Source organism: Paraburkholderia fynbosensis, assembly GCF_902859935.1.
GTDB lineage: Bacteria > Pseudomonadota > Gammaproteobacteria > Burkholderiales > Burkholderiaceae > Paraburkholderia > Paraburkholderia fynbosensis.
In genome coordinates, this window is the sequence record NZ_CADIKI010000007.1 from 72,601 (window position 1) to 89,154 (window position 16,554).

Consider the following 16,554-nt stretch of genomic DNA (forward strand, 5'->3'; position numbering starts at 1 on the left):
CGCGCGCTTGCCGCTCTACACTCGCATCATCGATTTCACTGTCATCGCCGCTTGGCGCAGCACGCATGTCAACAGCAACCAGCACCGCCAACACCGTCAGGCTGAAAGAGCAATTCGAAGTCGGCCTCGAAACCCGCGCCGATTTCACCATCGATCAACCGACGGACCGATACGGCGCAGTCGACCACGCGGTATGGCGACAGCTCTATGCCCGCCAGACCGCGCTACTCGAAGGCCGTGTCTGCGACGCGTTCCTCGCGGGCGTCGAGCGTATCGGCATGCCGGCCGACCGCGTGCCTTCCTTCGATGAAATCAACGTAAAGCTGACACCGGCCACCGGCTGGCAAATCGTCGCCGTGCCCGGTCTCGTGCCGGATCGGGTGTTCTTCGAGCACCTGGCGAACCGCCGCTTTCCCGTGACGTGGTGGGTGCGTCGTCCGGACCAGCTCGATTATCTACAGGAGCCGGACTGTTTCCACGATCTGTTCGGGCACGTGCCGCTGCTGATCAACCCGATATTCGCCGACTATATGCACGCGTACGGCCGCGCCGCGCTCGCGGACAACGACGCCGGCGCGCTGCCGCTGCTTGCGCGGCTCTATTGGTACACAGTGGAGTTCGGCCTGATCCGCGACGCCGCGAGTCCGAACGGTGTGAAGATCTACGGCGCGGGCATCGTGTCGAGCAAGGGCGAGACGCTTTAGAGCCAGCAGAGCGCGGCGCCGAACCGATTGCGCTTCGACCTGGAGCGCGTGATGCGCACGCGCTATCGCATCGACACGTTCCAGAAAACCTACTTCGTGATCGATGACTTCGAGCAGCTATTCAGCGTCGCGCAAACCGATTTCGCCGCGCTGCTTACGCGGCTTGCAGCCGAACCCGCCTTCCTGGCCGGCGACGTGCTCGGGCACGACCGCATCATCACGCGTGGTTCGCAGGAAGGCTGGCAAGACAACGGCGACGTTTGACGTCGCCAGCGCGGCTGCATCGGCAGCGGGTTCTTCGCATCCGTGAAAAAATAGTGAACGCGCTCGCCCACCGGCGCGCGTTCCGATCGAGGAGGTAACGCATGATTCAGAAACTGACTTCCGCAGAGCGCACCGCGCAGATGGCTCGACTGCATGGCTGGCAAACCGTCGCGGAGCGCGACGCGATCCAGCGCAAGTTCGAGTTCGCAGACTTCAACGCTGCGTTCGGCTTCATGACGCGAGTGGCGATCAAGGCGCAGGAAATGGATCACCACCCGGAGTGGTTCAACGTGTACAACAAGGTGGATATCACGCTGTCCACGCATGAAGCCGATGGCGTCACCGCTCGCGACATCGAATTGGCTTCGTTCATCGACAGCATTACCGCGTAATACAAAAAATCTACGGCGTTTCACGCGGGTTTACCTGTCACGCGTTGAACAATGCCGCACAAATGAAAGGACAATGCAGGCAATCCCGCGTTCAATCCTTCAGTTCTACAGGCTATTATTAAGGCACACGTAAGTTTCCCAGGCTTGCCTCGCAATCCCGTCCAAACGATCCGGCGATAGCGTCTGTTGACGCTGTACAATCAGCAGCGCATACGGCTTGGAGAGCGCGCTTGCCTCCTTGCACAGAACGAGTTCGTCGCCGCTCGAAGGTGAGCGGGCGCGCCAGAAGTTGATCGCGGCTTCCAGTTCGTGAATGGATATATCGGACATGACTTCGTGATCGCTCAGTAGCGCTGAAGGCGGCTCGATGGCTGCTTCGTGGCCTGTTTGCGCCAATCCGGCATGGCCACGCCGCACGCTGCCTGTGCAGCAGGCGCCCCGGCGAACCGCTTGCCCAAACGCCTAAACCCATTGTACTTGAGCGAATTCCATGCGACTCCTTCTGATCGAAGATGACCGCCCCATCGCACGCGGCATCCAAAGCAGTCTCGAACAAGCCGGCTTCACCGTCGACATGGTCCACGACGGCATTTTCGCCGAACAGGCTCTCACGCAAAACCGTCACGAGCTGGTGATCCTCGATCTGGGTCTGCCCGGCATCGACGGCATGACACTGCTCTCGCGCTTTCGGCAGAGCAATCGCCACACGCCGGTGATCATCCTCACCGCGCGCGACGAATTGCACGACCGCGTGCAAGGCCTGAATTCCGGCGCCGACGACTACATGCTGAAGCCGTTCGAACCGGCTGAACTCGAAGCGCGCATCCGCGCGGTGATGCGCCGCAGCGGCCCGCACGGCGACATGCCGCGTCCGGAAGTGTCGTTGGGCGGTGTGCGTCTGTCGGGCGTCGATCGCCGCATCTTCAACGACGACAAGCCGCTCGAACTGTCGCCGCGTGAATTCGCGGTGCTCGAAATGCTGCTGCTGCGTCATGGCCGCGTGGTCAGCAAGGCGCAACTGCAAGATCACCTGACGCATTTCGGCGGCGATCTCGGTGACACCGCGATCGAAGTCTATGTGCACCGGGTGCGCAAAAAGCTCGAGAACTGCCGTGTCGAAATCGTCACGGTGCGCGGTTTTGGTTACCTGTTGCAGGAAATCCGCCAGGCCGCATAATCGTCATGAAGGCCGCAAGTTCGACTGCGGCCTGACGGCGCCGGGCCGGCGCCGCGCACTCGGTGCGCAGTTCGCCGGCATCTGGCGAATTTCACGGCGCACGACGCCGTTGCCACTTTCCCACGTGTTCGATCATGCCCCAGCCGGCCGCCAATAGTCTGCGCCGCACGCTGCTGCGGCGCCTCGCTGCACCTCTTTCACTGCTCGCGCTGATGAGCGGCCTGATCGCTTACTGGCTGGCCTGGCAGTACACGCAGCATGTCGTCGACCGCTCGCTCGCCGACCTCGCCACCGCGATTTCCAAACAGATCCAGATTGCCGGCCCGGATGCGCCGATCACCGTGCCGCCGCTCGCTCAGGCGATGTTCTCCGATCCGGTCGAACAACTCGTCTACCGGATCAGTAACGGCGAGACCGAAATCGCCGGCGATCACAACCTGCCGCTGCAAGGCACCAGCGTGCGCCGCATGCATTACGCGTACGTGTTCGAAACGCAGCACGAAGGGGTGACGGTGCGCGTGGCACAGGTGCGGGTCGATCAGCCGACCGGCAATCCGATCGTCGTCGAAGTGGGCCAGCCGGTGCATCACCGCTTTCGCATCGCCGCCGAGTTTCTCGTCGCGATCATGATGCCGCTGCTGCTGCTGCTGCTGGCGGGCTGGGTGATTGTGTGGCGGGTCGTCAATCAGCAGCTTAATCCGCTCACCGATCTCGCGGACTCGCTGAACCGGCAGACGCACACGTCGCTCGAACCGGTCGACGAAACCTATGTGCCGGTCGAAATCCGGCCGCTGACGGGGGCGCTGAACGCCCTGCTCGGCCGTCTGAAAACTGCGCTCGAGGGACAGCGCAAATTCATCGCCGATGCCGCGCATCAATTGCGCACGCCGCTTACCGCCGTGAAACTGCATGCGGAACAGGCGGCGATCGCGCGTGATCCGCAGCAGACGCTCGCCGCCGTGCGCGAGCTGCGCGCCGCGGCCGACCGCGCAGTGCGACTGTCGAATCAGTTGCTTTCGCTCGCGCGCGCGGAGCCGGGCGAACAGGCGGCCCGCTTCGTCAATGTGGACATGGCCGCGCTCGCATTCGATACCGGCGCGGAGTGGGTGCCGCGCGCGCTGACCTTCCACGTCGACCTCGGCTTCCAGCGCCTCGACGACCCGGACAACGATCATCCGTTGATCGCGCGCGGCAATCCGGTGCTGCTGCACGAAGTGATCGCCAATCTGCTGGATAACGCGCTCAAGTACGTACCGCCGTCGCGCTTCGATGGCGGCCGCATCACGGTGACGGTGTCGCAAGCGACGATCGACGATCTGCGCATGGCGGAGATCGTGGTCGAAGATAACGGGCCGGGCGTGCCGCGTGTACAGCAGGCCGACCTGTTTAAACGGTTCTTCCGCGGCGACGGTCAGAGCGACGCCGGTGTCGATAGCGGCGCGGGTCTCGGTCTCGCGATCGTCCACGACATCATGGTGCTGCATCACGGCAGCGTGCATTACGAGGACGCGCCGGAAGGCGGCGCACGTTTCATCGTGCGGATTCCGCTCGTGCCGATCGTCGTTCAGAGCGACACCACCGACGCAGAGCCACGGCGCCAGGCAAAAAAATCGGCGCACTCGGCGCCGATCGACATGTAACGGTGTTAGCGGGCTGCTTTGAACTCAGTGACACGAGAGAGCAGCCCAGGCAGCCCCTGCGTCACTTCTTTTTCGCTTTTTTCTCCGCAGCCTTCACGCCCGCCTTTTTCGCCGACTTGCCGGCCTTGCCCGCGCTCTTCTCTTTCTCGGGCGGCGCCAGCATCGTGCCGCGGCACTTGCGAGCGCCGCAACGGCATTCGTATTCCTTCTTGAGCTTCTTGGTCTGACGCGCGTCGATCACGAGGCCGTAGTCGTAAAAGACCTCCTCGCCTTCCGCGATATCGCGCAACGCGTGCACGTAGACGTGGCCGTCGATTTCCTCGGCTTCGCAGTTCGGCGCACAGGAGTGATTGATCCAGCGCGCGCTGTTGCCGTTCACCTTGCCGTCGATCACCTTGCCGCTATCGAGCGCGAAATAAAATGTGTGATTCGGTTCGGCCGGATTATGTGGATGACGGCGCAATGCTTCTTTCCAAGAGATCCGCTCGCCCTTGTATTCGATCAACCGCTCGCCGGCCGCAATCGGTTCGACGGCAAACACGCCTTTGCCGTGCACACCCGAACGGCGCACGGCGATCCTGCGTGAACTCATTGAATGAATCCTTGTGAAGAACTGGGGGTGAAGTCCGGCAGCCGCTTGAATTGCCCGCGTCTGACGCGCTGCTTTTTTCTGACGCGGATAGCAAACGCGGCGCCTTGCGAGCGCCGCGTCGACTTGCGACGCGCAATGCGCCACATCCGGCATCCTACACGCTCAAGACAGCTTCGTTCAACCGTCAAAGAAACGCGCTCGTGCAACCTGCGCTGCCAGCTTCACCGTTGTCCGAAGGAAATCTCGCCGAACAGCGCTTTCTGCTCGCGCGGTTGCGAACGCCAGTATTGCGGCGGCGCTTCGACCGTCGCACCGAGTTGCGCCGCGGCATGCCAAGGCCAGCGCGGGTTGTACAGCAACGCGCGAGCCAGCGCGATCAGATCCGCGTCGCCTGCTTCGATCAATTGCTCGGCGTGCAGCGGATCGGTGATCAAGCCGACGCCAATGGTGGTCAGCCCCGTGGCCTGCTTGACCGCCTTCGCGAACGGAATCTGATAACCCGGCTCGAGTGGAATCTTCTGCAACGGCGACACGCCACCAGAGGACACGTCGATCCAGTCGCAACCACGCTTTTTCAACTCGTGCGCGAAAGCAACCGTGTCCGCGAGCGTCCAGCCGCCTTCGACCCAATCGGTCGCCGAAACACGCACGCCGACCGGTTTGTCGGCGGGAAATGCGGCGCGCACGATATCGAAGATTTCGAGCGGAAAGCGCATGCGGTTTTCGAGCGAACCACCGTAGTCGTCGTCGCGCTGATTGGCGATCGGCGAGAGGAATTGATGCAGCAGATAACCGTGCGCCGCATGCACTTCCAATGCATCGATACCAAGACGCGCGGCACGTCGCGCAGAGGCCGCGAACGCTTCGCGAATCCGGTTCAGCCCGGCTGCATCGAGCGCGAGCGGCGGCTCTTCGCCCGCCTTGTGCGGCAATGCGGAGGGCGCGTGGGGTAGCCAGCCGCCTTGCGCCACCGGAATCAGCTGACCGCCTTCCCATGGCACATGGCTCGACGCCTTGCGCCCGGCGTGCGACAACTGCATCGTCACGTTGACATGCGAATGCTTGCGGATCGCCGCGAGCACCGGCGCGAGCGCGGCTTCGGTGGCGTCGTCCCACAAGCCGAGATCGCCCGGCGTGATGCGGCCGTCCGGTTCGACGGAGGTGGCCTCGATGAACAGCATGCCGGCGCCCGACAACGCGAGACCGCCGAGGTGCAGCATATGCCAAGCTGTCGCCTCGCCACGTTCGGCGGAATACTGGCACATCGGGGACACGACGATACGATTGGGAAGCGTCACGCTACGCAGCGTGAGCGGAGAAAAAAGCGCGCTCATGGATTACGCCCAGTGAAAGCCCGAGAGCGATCGAGCATAGCACCGTGAGCGGTTTACTGCATGTCCCGTCGGTCAGGCTTTGGCTTCCACCTGATCGAGCCATTCACTGAACATCCGGCAGGTGGCGGCTTCAAGCGCGGGACCAAATTGCGTGGTGTCGGCCCGCAACCGACGCGCGTCGATGCCATGACCGGCAAGCTCGCCCGCGTTGCCGATCAGCCAGGGCTCGAAGCGATCGGCACGAATCTCCGGATGGCACTGCAAGGCCAGTACGTGGTCACCCCAGGCGAACGCCTGGTTTTCGCAGGCGGGCGTCGATGCGAGACGCGTTGCGTTATCGGGTAGATCGAAGGTGTCGCCGTGCCAATGCAACATCGAAGTATGCTCGCCATCCAGATGACGCAGCGGCGATGCGCGGCCGGCATCGGTCAGCGTGAGCGGCGTCCAGCCGAGTTCGGTATGGCCCGCGGGATAAACGCGCGCTCCGAGCGCACGCGCGATCAGTTGAGCGCCGAGGCATATGCCGAGTGTCGGCAATCCGGCCGCGATGCGTTTTTCGATCAGCGACAGCAACGGGACAAGCGTTGGATAAAGCGCGTCGTCGGTGGCGCTGATCGGGCCGCCGAGCACCACCATCAGTGACGCGGCAACCGGGTTCGGCGCCTCGATACGGGCGAAGCCTACATCGAGATAACGGACCGGGCGCCCGCGCTCACCGAGCACTCGCTCAAGACTGCCCAGATCCTCGAAGTGCACATGACGAATGGCCAGTACTTCGCGATTCATCGGCCTGCCCCACGTTCAGGTTGACTCAAGACTTGCCGCTACACGGCGCCAGACGGCTGACCGGCGATGAATACCGCCCGCCGAAGCCGGCTTGGCAGTGTAGCGGATTGTCCTGGACGAAAGCGCTTACTGCGCAAAGATCTTCCAGGTCTTCTTCTGGGTGGCGACGTCGGCGGTTTCATGCACTGAGCAGTCGAGACGCAGATCCGTATCGGACATCTTCATGTCGAGCAGCGCGCAGTGATGCGGCGTCTTCTTCGGATTCTTGCTCGGCTCGAAGTGCGTGCAGCTCAGGCACATGCGGTGCGGCGGAATCGTGCCTTGCGCCTCGAGTTGATAGATCGTCTTGAGCAGCGTGCGATAGAAAACGGCCTGCTCGTCGTCACGCAACGTGCCCACCGCCTTGCCCAGAAACTCCGGCCATTGCGCGGCGCGCTTCGCAGCCGTGCGGCCACGCGCCGTCAGGCGCACTGCGAGGGCGCGGCCGTCGTCGAGGGCCCGGCGCTTTTCGACGAGGCCTTTGGTTTCAAGCGTGCTGACCGCGTCGCTGGTGGTGGCGGCGGTTAAAGCCGTTTCACGGGCGATTTCGCCGAGGCGCATCGGCCCCTTGCGTTGCATCAACAAGACGAGGATTTCGCCCTGAGTCGGCGTGAGACCCGCGCCTTCGGCCCATTCCCAGGCCTGGCTTCGCATCGCCGTGCTCAATCGCAATAGGCTATGGGTCACTCGCCCGGCTGCCTGTTCTCCGTATACGCCTTCGCTCATAATCTTCGATTCGTTTATTTACAGCTTTAGTACGCCGCCGGTGAACTGCTTGTCGACTTCGCCCGTAGCTTGTGTGGGGTAGCTTCGCCCAAGGGCGGACGAAACCGTTTTCTCTATCTCAAAAATTTACCGCCTAGCAATCCCGAGGCGGTGAAACCACATTCTATGCGAGAGCGGCAAATCGTACAGCTAACTTATCCAGTGCTATCTGTGGATAACGTTGGGAAAACACGTGGACAGCATGTGCGTCGATTCCTGGAGCGCATTTGGGGCGCGCCGCACGGCACCGGAATAGTCCTCGTTCAACGCGCCGATGCGCGCCCAGCCGCTCTGGTTATGCTTTTCGCAGCGTGTTGACTTTGCAGGGAATTATTCAGTTGTCCACAGCCTCATGCGAGGCACACGCACGGCTACTAGGTTGGTATACGTAAACTTTGGAAAAATCTGAAGGCCGCGAGCGCAAATAAATTTCGAAAAAAAACCCGCGCGAAGCGGGTTTTTTTTGATGGCCGCGTTGCGCAATGCCGCCCAGAGCTAGGCTCGCCATTGCAAACACTGCTGCCGAACCGCTTCGTGCAGGGACTTTTCCTGCGCAAACACACCGCGCAACCAGGTCGCGTCATTCACCTGCCCGCGCGCGATTGCGCCGATTTCGGCGAGTGCATTGGCCGAGCCGAGCGCCTGCGCATGCGGTGCGATCAGGTCGAGCGTTTCGAGGATGTCCTCTGAAATCGTCTTGCGTTCGCCCGTTTGCGGATTGATGCAGACGCCGGCCAGACCGAAACGGCATGCTTCGAACCGGTTGAACGTGTAGACGAGATAGTCGTCTTCCTTCGGCGCGATCGGCTTGTCGAGTAACAGATGGCGGGCGAGCGTCTGGATGTAGCACGCAATTGCCGCGGCGCGGTCGACCGAAAACGGCGTATCCATCACGCGCACTTCGATCGTGCCAAAGCCAGGCTTCGGCCGGATGTCCCAGTAAAAATCCTTCATGCTGTTGACCACGCCGGTCTGGACCATCTTCGAAAAATATTCCTCGAAGCTGTCCCACGTCAGCACGAATGGCGCGCGGCCCGACAACGGGAACGCAAAGACGGAATTCAGGCGTGCCGAATGAAATCCGGTATCGACGCCTTGCACGAACGGCGACGAGGCGGACAGCGCGATGAAATGCGGGATGAACCGCGACATCGAATGCAGCAGATACAGCGCGCTGTTCGGATCCGGGCAACCGATATGCACGTGCTGGCCGAACACCGTGAATTGCTTCGCGAGGTAGCCGTACAGCTCCGACAGATACTGGAAACGCGGTGTATCGACGATCTGCCGCTCGCTCCATTGCTGGAATGCGTGCGTGCCGCCGCCACACAAGCCGACGTTCAGATGATCGGCCGCGGACACCAGCGTGTCGCGAATCTTGCGCAAATCGGCGACGGCCTGCTCGTGCGTCTTGCAGATGCCGGTCGACAACTCGATCATGCTCTCGGTGATTTCCGGCGTGATGTTGCCGGGGATCTTTTCGTCCTTGATGAGACGCAGCAGATCCGTGCCGGCTTTGGTCAGATCATAGTCATGCGTATTGACGATCTGCATCTCGAGTTCGACACCGAACGTAAACGGTTTCGAATCGATGAAGGGTTCGAGTGACATGGCGTTCCCTGAGTCAGGTCGGCCGGGTAGCTGTCATTTGCCCGGCCGCTTTTGAATCGAATGAGTTGAGTTGAATGAAACGTCGCCTGCCGCGAACGCGCGGCAGGCGCTTATCGCGTTGACTCTTCGCGCCGTTCAGCGACGAGCGCGAGGCTGCGATAGACGAGCCACGGCCCGAGAATCTGCAGCACGAAAATCGAACACATCACGATTGCCCGCAATTGCGGATCGAAATTCGGATAAAGGTTGTAGGTATCGTCGACCAGCAGATAGGCAAGCGCCGACATTGGCGATAAAGACAAACCAAGCGCCGCCCCCTGCTTCCAGTTCAACCCGCTCGGTTTGGCGAACGCCATGACGCCGATCAGCTTCGCGATCAGACGAGCAACGATCAGACCCAGCGCCGCGGCACCGCCGAGCGCGATGTGCCGCCATTCGAACGACGTCAGCGTGAGCACGAACAGAATCACGGTCAACAGCCAGCCGGCGGTGCCGAAATGCTGCGGCCACAACTGCGGGCGCGCCTCATGATTTTTCACGATGATGCCGGCGGCCAGCAGCGCAAGAATCGTCGACAGCTTGAACAGATGCGAGACGGCGATCGCCAGCAGCACGAGGCCGAATAGCGCGACGAACGAATGCTCGTCCTGCATGTTCAGCCGGCGATAGAAAAACGTGCAGGTGCGCGCAAGCAGATACGCGAGCACGAGCGAGCCGATCAGCAGGTAAAGCGGTTGCAGGATCGTCGCGAAAACATTGCCGTAAACCTCCTGATGCAGCCAGCTCGACACGAGCTTTTCGATCACGACCGCATACATGCTGTTCAGCGCGGTCAAAGTCAGCAGACGCTGGGTCACCTGGCCTTCTGCGCGCAATTCCGTTTTGAGCTGGATCACCATCGCGGGCGACGTTGCCATGGCAATCGCAGCGAGCACCATCGCCACCATCAGCGGCACGTTCAGAAACAGCAACACCGGCAGGACGAAGGCGAAAGTCAGCGTGGCTTCGGCCACGCTCGACAGGATCAGCCACGGATTGCGGCGGATCCAGCGCAGATCGAGCCGGCTTCCGAGTTCGAACAGTAACAGCCCGAGCGCGACGTCGAGCAACGGACGCGCGGCCATTGCGGAATCCGCATCGATCACGCCGAAGCCGGCCGCACCAGCAACCAGGCCAATGACCGCATAGCCGGAAATGCGCGGTAAACGCCACGCGCGATAACACAACTCACCGCACAGACCTGCGGCAAGCAAGGCGAGACCAGCCCAAAAGATGGCGTCGGGTGAAAGCGGCCACGCTGGAAAAAACGAAAACGCCGAATTCATCGTGATGGGTTCTCCTTTGCAGCAACGGCGGACGACACGAACCGGCGCAAACGCCGGCGAACAGGCGGGCGCGTGAGGCGCTCACCGTCGCAATCGCTTCGCATGGCCAGCGTTGCGAGTTGTCATTGATCGGATGATCTGAATCTGAATGCGCTGCAGCCGCGAAAGAGGCAGGCACATTCAAGGATGAGGCTGCAGCAAACGGAACGGCGAAAGAATGCCGTCGACTTTGCATCAGATTCTGATTGAGCGGCACCGTTCCGTTGCCGCGCGTGCCGCCAGAGACGAGGCACGACGCGAAAAGAACGGCGATTGTGCCATAGCTTTTTCAGCCTTGACCGAAAACACACGAACACGCTGGCAAAACGGTAAAAACGTACGTTATCTCCATGACAGCCGGAAAAAGCGACTTTTTTACCGCAGCAGACTGTCGAGTTAACCGCCAGATTGGACGCCGTGTATGTGCTTTTGAGGACATTCCCGCAGAAGTTTTCGCATTGGTTCGAAGGTGATTGTCACCCCGATGACCGCGCTTCCAGCGTTGGCCTTGCTGTTTACAGGTTTACTGTATGTATACGTAGTAACAGTTAACAAGGTGCCTCGGTTTCTGTGGATAACTCGTGTTTACCTAAGCGAATCATTGGTTTGCGGGCGGCATAACCGGATGCACAGCATGTGTGGGAGCAGCGCGTATACGCGAGTAACTTTTTGCGCTTTTCGGCGCGGACAAGTTACCCCGTTTACGTCCACACCGGGTCCACACCACTTGAGCGGGTTAACAGCATGGTTATCCACATCTTTCGGTGGATAACTCTGTGGACGCGTATACGTGCGTATCCCGACGGTTGACGGGTGGGCCGGCCCTCCGGTTAACCGTTAGCCGACCGTTCCTTGGCGCAATGCGCGCAGCAGGAAACGGGCGGGATCGATGTCTTCGGCCAGATCGCGTTCGAGCGGCCACGGCTCACCTTCTATTTGTGACGCGATCAGTTCGGCGCCTAGCGCTGCCCATACCAGTCCGCGCGAGCCGTATGCGAACGCGCCATACACGCCTTCCATGCGCGGCAGATCGAGCGGCCATGCACCGCGCAGACGCGGCGCATCGCGGGCCGCTTCGCCTTCGTTGGCGAGTTGGCCGATCATCGGCATGCGGTCACTCGTGACGCAGCGAAACGCGACGCGTCCGGCCGGCGCCGCGGACCGTGCGGGATCGCCCGCAGAGGCGGCAAGCGGGGCATACGCCGGCAGCATCTGCGCGACGCGCTCGAGGTTTTCTAGATGACCGCTCGCGCGCAGCGACGTCTCGGGGTCGTCGAGTTCATACGTGGCGCCCGTCAACGTGACGCCGTTGGCAAGCGGCACCGCATAGCCTTCGCCGATCACCGGCAACGCGGGCGACGGCGCGGTGCCCGAGGCTAACAACGTCAGCTGGCCACGAATGCTGCGCGTCGGCGCATGCTGCAAGCCGGCGAAGCGCGCGGCATCGTGCGCGCTCGCGACGATCACCACCGGCGCGCGCGCGACGGCCTGGCCCGCCGTGTCGAAGACGGTCCACTGATCGCCCGACCGTTCCAGCCGGGCGACCTCGACGCCGAAGCGGCGTTCGAGCAACCCGCCCGCCGCGGCGAACTGTGCGGCGCACAGCGACGCCGGATCGACCCAGCCTCCCTGTGGGAAAAACCACCCGCCGCGTGCGAGCGGCATGCCGGCGAGTTGTCGAGCGTCTTGTGCCGAGACGGGCGTCACGTATTCGCGCGGATAGCGGAATGCAGTGATCGCCTCGCCAATCGCGCGAGCGTCGTCGTCGTCCGCGGCGATCTGCAGCAAGCCTGGGCCGCCGCGCAACGGTCGATGACCGAGACGTTCGAGTTCGGCCCAGCGCCGCAACGCATACAGAAAGCCGGCTCGTGTGACGCGCGAGGCGACGCTGTCGTCGCGGGAAATCATCGGGTGGAACACGCCGGCTGGATTGCCGGACGCGTCCTGCGCGACTGACGCATGCCGCTCCAGCGACGTCACGCGCCAACCACGCGCGGCAAGCCGCTCGATGACCGCGCTGCCCGCAAGCCCTGCGCCGATCACCACCGCATGCCGTTCGCCGAGTGCGAGCGGGGCGGGTGGCTCGTAGCGGCGCACGCGCCAGCGCGGCGCGAAGTGGCCGACCAGCATCGCCCGTTTCCAGCCGAAGCCGTCGATCTTTCGATACTCGAAACCGCATTGCGTCAACGCGCGTTTGATCTCACCGGCGCTGCTGTAGGTGGCGAACGTGGCGCCCTCACCCGCCAGTCGCGCGAGCGCCTTGAAAATCGGCAGGGACCAGAGCTCTGGATTTCTGGCCGGCGCGAAGCCGTCGAGATAGAACGCATCGGCGCGCAGTCGCAAGGCCGGCAAGCTGTCGAGCGCGTCGGCCAGCACTAGCGTCAGCACGACGCGCCCCTCTTCGAATTCGAGCCGGTGCGTGCCGGGGACGAGCATCGGCCATGCGTTCGCGAGTGTATCGGCCAGTTCGGCCACCGCCGGATCGGACAGGGTCGCCGCATAGACGCTGCGCAGATCGGCGACGGTAAACGGATGCTTCTCGGTCGAAACGAAATGCAGCCGCTCGCATCGCGCCGGATCGGCGCGCCATGCGGCCCACGTCACGAGGAAGTTGATGCCCATGCCGAAGCCGGTTTCGAGCACGGTGAAAGTGCGGCGGCCTTGCCAACGTTCGGGCAACGCATTGCCGTTCAGGAAAACGTAGCGAGCCTGTTCGAGACCGCCCACGGCGCTGTGATAGATATCGTCGTAGACCGGTGAAAACGGGGTGCCGTTGTCGCGAAAAGCGAGGACAGCGGGGATCAGCGGATCGGTCATGCGTCGGAAAATGACGCTCGCAAGAGCGGTTCTAGTGTTACCGCCAGCGCGCGCAGCTCGCCGGACGGCGAAAAAGACGCGCCAAACGTTGGCAAAAACCAACGCCGAGCCCCGTCCCTACTGGGTTCCAGCCCTCCGTGAGAGGTCGTTGAGGGCAAAATCGCGCTTTCCTCGCCAGATCGACGCTCGAACCTCGGAATTCTTCGAAACCCTTATCCTGATTGGGTTTGCGCTGCGCTATCATAGCAAGCGCCGCGAATTGAGCGGCAGCACGGCCAATGGACAGTCATCTGTCCTGTGCTACCGGATCCGGGGGATCCGGCGCCGTAGCTGCTCGACGGCGCGGCCGCGCACGTATAATCGGCGCGTTCGCGCTGTTCGTATCAACCTAAACTCAGAAAGGAACCTTAATGAACAAACAGGAACTGATCGACGCCGTCGCAGGACAGACGGGCGCCAGCAAGGCTCAAACCGGTGAAACGCTGGACACGTTGCTTGAAGTGATCAAGAAGTCTGTGTCGAAAGGCGATGCGGTCCAGTTGATTGGCTTCGGTAGCTTTGGTTCGGGCAAGCGCGCAGCGCGTACGGGGCGTAACCCCAAGACCGGCGAAACCATCAAGATTCCGGCAGCCAAGACCGTCAAGTTCACGGCAGGCAAGGCGTTCAAGGACGCGGTCAACAAGCGCTAAGCAGATTGCTGCCAGGCAGTTGACACCCGCCAACGGCGGGTTTTTTTTCGGCCGCGCGTTGTGCGCGGGATGAGCCGCGACATACGTCGCCGCCTTTTTGATTGCATCGACGCGGGGTGACGCCGTTCAGTCGTGACGGTGGCCGTGGTCATCCCCATGACCATCGTGGTCATGATGATGATCGTGATCGTCTTCGTCGAAATCCCAAGTGGGAAACGGATCGGCGAACTGCTGCCAGCCCTGCGGCCCCAATGCGTATTCGCCGTCGCTCAGCAGACACGCGTCGAACTTCGCCGTCCACTGCGCCGGGTCGATGCCGACCCCGATCAGCACCAGCTCCTGGCGACGGTCGCCAATGCTCAGATCGTCCGGATCACCGTACCAGTCGCCGGCGATTTCGGAGGCCAGTTCCTCGTCCCCGTCCGGCCATTCGCTGCGGTCCTGCGCGGCCCACCACATGCCCGCCGGACCATGCCGGCAAGCGCCGCCGGCCTGCGACAGCGAACCGGCAATGTCGTTGCGCGTCGCGAGCCAGAAGAAGCCCTTGCTGCGCAAGACGCCCTTCCACTCCTGATGCAGCAGCGCCCACAGCCGCTCCGGGTGAAACGGCCGGCGCGCCCGATAAATGAAATTGCCGATGCCGAACTCGTCCGCTTCCCCTTGAGGCGCATGGCCGTGGCCGTGCTCATGATTGAGCGACGCGAGCCAGCCCGGCGCACTCGCCGCCGCGTCGAAATCGAACCGGCCGGTGTTCAGCACTTGCGCGAGCGGCACCGCGCCGAAGCGGCTGACCACCTGCGCCGCACGCGGGTTGATGCGCGCGAGGATGCGTTGCAAGCGCGTGAGCTCGTCTGCGCTCACGAGGTCGGCCTTGTTCACCACCAGAACGTCGCAGAATTCAACCTGGTCGATCAGCAATTCGACGATGGTGCGGTCGTCTTCGTCGGTCGCGGCGATGCCGCGTTCGGCGAGCGCGTCGGCCGAACCGTAGTCGCGCAGGAAGTTGAACGCGTCGACCACGGTCACCATCGTGTCGAGCCGTGCGACGTCGGCGAGCGAAGCGCCTGCGTCGTCGACGAAGGTGAAGGTTTCGGCGATCGGCATCGGCTCGGCGACGCCGGTCGATTCGATGAGAATCGCATCGAAACGCTGTTCGGCGGCAAGACGTTTGATCTCGACTGCCAGATCGTCGCGCAGCGTGCAGCAGATGCAGCCGTTCGACAGTTCGACGAGCCGCTCTTCGACGCGCGACAGCGTGGCCGCATTGCGCACGAGCGTCGCGTCGACGTTGACGGCGGCCAGGTCGTTGACGATCACGGCCACGCGCAAACCGGCGCGATTCGCGAGAATGTGGTTCAGGAGCGTGGTCTTGCCGGCGCCCAGAAAACCGGAGAGCACGGTGACGGGCAATAGCGGCTGGTTCATCGCAGTACGGAAAAGCAAGAGGATTGGAGGGCGTGCCGGGCTTGGGGCCGCATGACTGCGCGACCGGGTTTGACGCTTGGGCTCGACGGCAGCACGAAGCCGCATTGTGCATCAAAACGGGCAGCGGCCGCGTGACTGCCTGGATCGGCGGGGCTTGGCCAGCGTGTCTGGAAATCGGGCGCCAGGACGACCTGATGTAAAATGCCGATGCGCGCTCACGGGCAGACCGCGAAAATGCGTCAAGCAGTCAGCCAGGAAGCGGACCCGAAAAAGGGCAAGTGAGGGAGATAATCGCGACAGGCGCGCGCTGCAGACAGCCCGCACAGGCCTGCTCGACAAGACCGCACGCTCAACGTGCAGCCGGCATCAGATTCCACTTGCGTAGAATGGCGACGATCTGCTGCGCATACTTGTCGCGCAAAGTGGGTGTCTCGGAGTGGTATGCGCCGACCGCTTGCCACGTGTTACCGTATTTGTTCATCTGACGGCGCAGATGCCAGGCCGCGATATAGACGTTCTTGCACGGCTCCATCAGCGTGCCTTGCGAGATGCCGTACTGGGCGAGCGTTGGCAGATGGATCGAATTGATCTGCATCACCCCGTAGTCGGTCGAACCGTTGGCGTTCTTGTGTTGAGCGTCAGGCCGGTTGTGCGACTCCTGCCATGCAATTGCACGCAGAATCAACGGGTTAACTTTTTGGTACTTCGCTGCTTCGTCGAAGCAATCGGCGCGTGCTGACCCCGCTGCTACCAGCATGGTGAGTCCCGCGGCGATGGTGACGAAGGCATGATTCATCGGTCAAGAGGACTAAGTAAATTGCAAGAGTAAGGGTTGGTAAGGCGTTTTTCCGGCCATATTCCAGCCGACGACAGCCGCGAGGGCACGCCGGTAGGGCCTTTGTCCAACATCCGGGAAAACCCGCCTCAGCAAACTCTCAACCGGAGACTCGAACGG

General features: G+C 62.2%; 14 protein-coding genes and 1 pseudogene. 5 read left to right on the forward strand and 10 right to left on the reverse strand.

Translation table 11 applies throughout. From position 1 onward, the window contains the following. Positions 1-65 precede the first annotated feature (65 nt). A pseudogene (phhA, locus tag HV770_RS13450) lies at positions 66-968 on the forward strand (phenylalanine 4-monooxygenase). Between the two features lie 101 nt (positions 969-1,069). Beyond that, positions 1,070-1,360, forward strand: a complete 291-nt coding sequence (locus HV770_RS13455; RefSeq protein WP_121316103.1) for a 4a-hydroxytetrahydrobiopterin dehydratase — start codon at positions 1,070-1,072, stop codon at positions 1,358-1,360. 105 nt (positions 1,361-1,465) lie between these two features. Here the strand turns inward: HV770_RS13455 and HV770_RS13460 are convergent, their stop codons facing one another. After that, entirely contained in the window at positions 1,466-1,690 is a 225-nt protein-coding gene (locus tag HV770_RS13460) for a DUF3717 domain-containing protein (protein WP_175160672.1), read from the reverse strand. A gap of 160 nt (positions 1,691-1,850) precedes the next feature. On the opposite strand from HV770_RS13460, the gene HV770_RS13465 reads away from it, so the two are divergent. Beyond that, the gene (locus HV770_RS13465; RefSeq protein ID WP_042327201.1) at positions 1,851-2,537 is read left to right on the forward strand and encodes a response regulator transcription factor; all 687 of its coding nucleotides are present in this window, start codon (positions 1,851-1,853) and stop codon (positions 2,535-2,537) included. 134 nt (positions 2,538-2,671) lie between these two features. Continuing rightward, a complete protein-coding gene (locus HV770_RS13470; RefSeq protein WP_175160280.1) occupies positions 2,672-4,177 on the forward strand; it encodes a sensor histidine kinase in 1,506 nt (501 codons plus the stop codon). A 61-nt stretch (positions 4,178-4,238) separates the two neighbouring features. Here the strand turns inward: HV770_RS13470 and HV770_RS13475 are convergent, their stop codons facing one another. From HV770_RS13475 to mnmC, 7 genes are all read right to left on the reverse strand, one after another. Then, on the reverse strand, positions 4,239-4,769 hold the full coding sequence (locus HV770_RS13475) for an SET domain-containing protein (protein WP_175160283.1): 531 nt from the start codon (positions 4,767-4,769) through the stop codon (positions 4,239-4,241). A gap of 221 nt (positions 4,770-4,990) precedes the next feature. After that, positions 4,991-6,103, reverse strand: a complete 1,113-nt coding sequence (locus HV770_RS13480; protein WP_175160284.1) for an NADH:flavin oxidoreductase/NADH oxidase — start codon at positions 6,101-6,103, stop codon at positions 4,991-4,993. Positions 6,104-6,175: 72 nt separating this feature from the next. Beyond that, positions 6,176-6,889, reverse strand: a complete 714-nt coding sequence (locus HV770_RS13485) for a glutamine amidotransferase (RefSeq protein WP_175160286.1) — start codon at positions 6,887-6,889, stop codon at positions 6,176-6,178. Between the two features lie 126 nt (positions 6,890-7,015). Beyond that, positions 7,016-7,654 carry a MarR family winged helix-turn-helix transcriptional regulator gene (locus HV770_RS13490; protein WP_175160288.1) on the reverse strand — a complete coding sequence of 213 codons (639 nt, stop codon included), beginning with the start codon at positions 7,652-7,654 and terminating at the stop codon, positions 7,016-7,018. Positions 7,655-8,188: 534 nt separating this feature from the next. Continuing rightward, positions 8,189-9,304: a YbdK family carboxylate-amine ligase gene (locus tag HV770_RS13495; protein WP_175160290.1), complete on the reverse strand. Its 1,116-nt coding sequence runs from the start codon at positions 9,302-9,304 to the stop codon at positions 8,189-8,191. 110 nt (positions 9,305-9,414) lie between these two features. Further along, on the reverse strand, positions 9,415-10,629 hold the full coding sequence (locus tag HV770_RS13500) for a cation:proton antiporter (RefSeq protein ID WP_175160292.1): 1,215 nt from the start codon (positions 10,627-10,629) through the stop codon (positions 9,415-9,417). 876 nt (positions 10,630-11,505) lie between these two features. Beyond that, a complete protein-coding gene (gene mnmC / locus HV770_RS13505; protein WP_175160294.1) occupies positions 11,506-13,485 on the reverse strand; it encodes a bifunctional tRNA (5-methylaminomethyl-2-thiouridine)(34)-methyltransferase MnmC2/FAD-dependent 5-carboxymethylaminomethyl-2-thiouridine(34) oxidoreductase MnmC1 in 1,980 nt (659 codons plus the stop codon). Between the two features lie 410 nt (positions 13,486-13,895). Here mnmC and HV770_RS13510 point away from each other — a divergent pair, with 410 nt between their 5' ends. Continuing rightward, complete coding sequence (locus HV770_RS13510) at positions 13,896-14,174, forward strand: HU family DNA-binding protein (RefSeq protein ID WP_006050811.1); 279 nt, start codon at positions 13,896-13,898, stop codon at positions 14,172-14,174. 126 nt (positions 14,175-14,300) lie between these two features. On the opposite strand, the gene HV770_RS13515 is transcribed toward HV770_RS13510, so the two are convergent. Next, positions 14,301-15,599: a GTP-binding protein gene (locus tag HV770_RS13515; protein WP_175160296.1), complete on the reverse strand. Its 1,299-nt coding sequence runs from the start codon at positions 15,597-15,599 to the stop codon at positions 14,301-14,303. Between the two features lie 349 nt (positions 15,600-15,948). Further along, a complete protein-coding gene (locus HV770_RS13520; RefSeq protein ID WP_175160298.1) occupies positions 15,949-16,395 on the reverse strand; it encodes a lytic transglycosylase domain-containing protein in 447 nt (148 codons plus the stop codon). Positions 16,396-16,554: the final 159 nt, after the last annotated feature.

Excerpts from the sequence above, each read along its gene's own strand:
- HV770_RS13480 (WP_175160284.1), bottom strand. The coding sequence starts at position 6,103 with ATGAGCGCGCTTTTTTCTCCGCTCACGCTGCGTAGCGTGACGCTTCCC.
- HV770_RS13500 (WP_175160292.1), bottom strand. The coding sequence starts at position 10,629 with ATGAATTCGGCGTTTTCGTTTTTTCCAGCGTGGCCGCTTTCACCCGAC.
- HV770_RS13460 (WP_175160672.1), bottom strand. The coding sequence starts at position 1,690 with ATGTCCGATATATCCATTCACGAACTGGAAGCCGCGATCAACTTCTGG.
- HV770_RS13510 (WP_006050811.1), top strand. The coding sequence starts at position 13,896 with ATGAACAAACAGGAACTGATCGACGCCGTCGCAGGACAGACGGGCGCC.
- HV770_RS13495 (WP_175160290.1), bottom strand. The coding sequence starts at position 9,304 with ATGTCACTCGAACCCTTCATCGATTCGAAACCGTTTACGTTCGGTGTC.
- HV770_RS13490 (WP_175160288.1), bottom strand. The coding sequence starts at position 7,654 with ATGAGCGAAGGCGTATACGGAGAACAGGCAGCCGGGCGAGTGACCCAT.
- HV770_RS13475 (WP_175160283.1), bottom strand. The coding sequence starts at position 4,769 with ATGAGTTCACGCAGGATCGCCGTGCGCCGTTCGGGTGTGCACGGCAAA.
- HV770_RS13455 (WP_121316103.1), top strand. The coding sequence starts at position 1,070 with ATGATTCAGAAACTGACTTCCGCAGAGCGCACCGCGCAGATGGCTCGA.
- HV770_RS13520 (WP_175160298.1), bottom strand. The coding sequence starts at position 16,395 with ATGAATCATGCCTTCGTCACCATCGCCGCGGGACTCACCATGCTGGTA.
- HV770_RS13515 (WP_175160296.1), bottom strand. The coding sequence starts at position 15,599 with ATGAACCAGCCGCTATTGCCCGTCACCGTGCTCTCCGGTTTTCTGGGC.
- HV770_RS13465 (WP_042327201.1), top strand. The coding sequence starts at position 1,851 with ATGCGACTCCTTCTGATCGAAGATGACCGCCCCATCGCACGCGGCATC.
- HV770_RS13470 (WP_175160280.1), top strand. The coding sequence starts at position 2,672 with ATGCCCCAGCCGGCCGCCAATAGTCTGCGCCGCACGCTGCTGCGGCGC.
- mnmC (WP_175160294.1), bottom strand. The coding sequence starts at position 13,485 with ATGACCGATCCGCTGATCCCCGCTGTCCTCGCTTTTCGCGACAACGGC.
- HV770_RS13485 (WP_175160286.1), bottom strand. The coding sequence starts at position 6,889 with ATGAATCGCGAAGTACTGGCCATTCGTCATGTGCACTTCGAGGATCTG.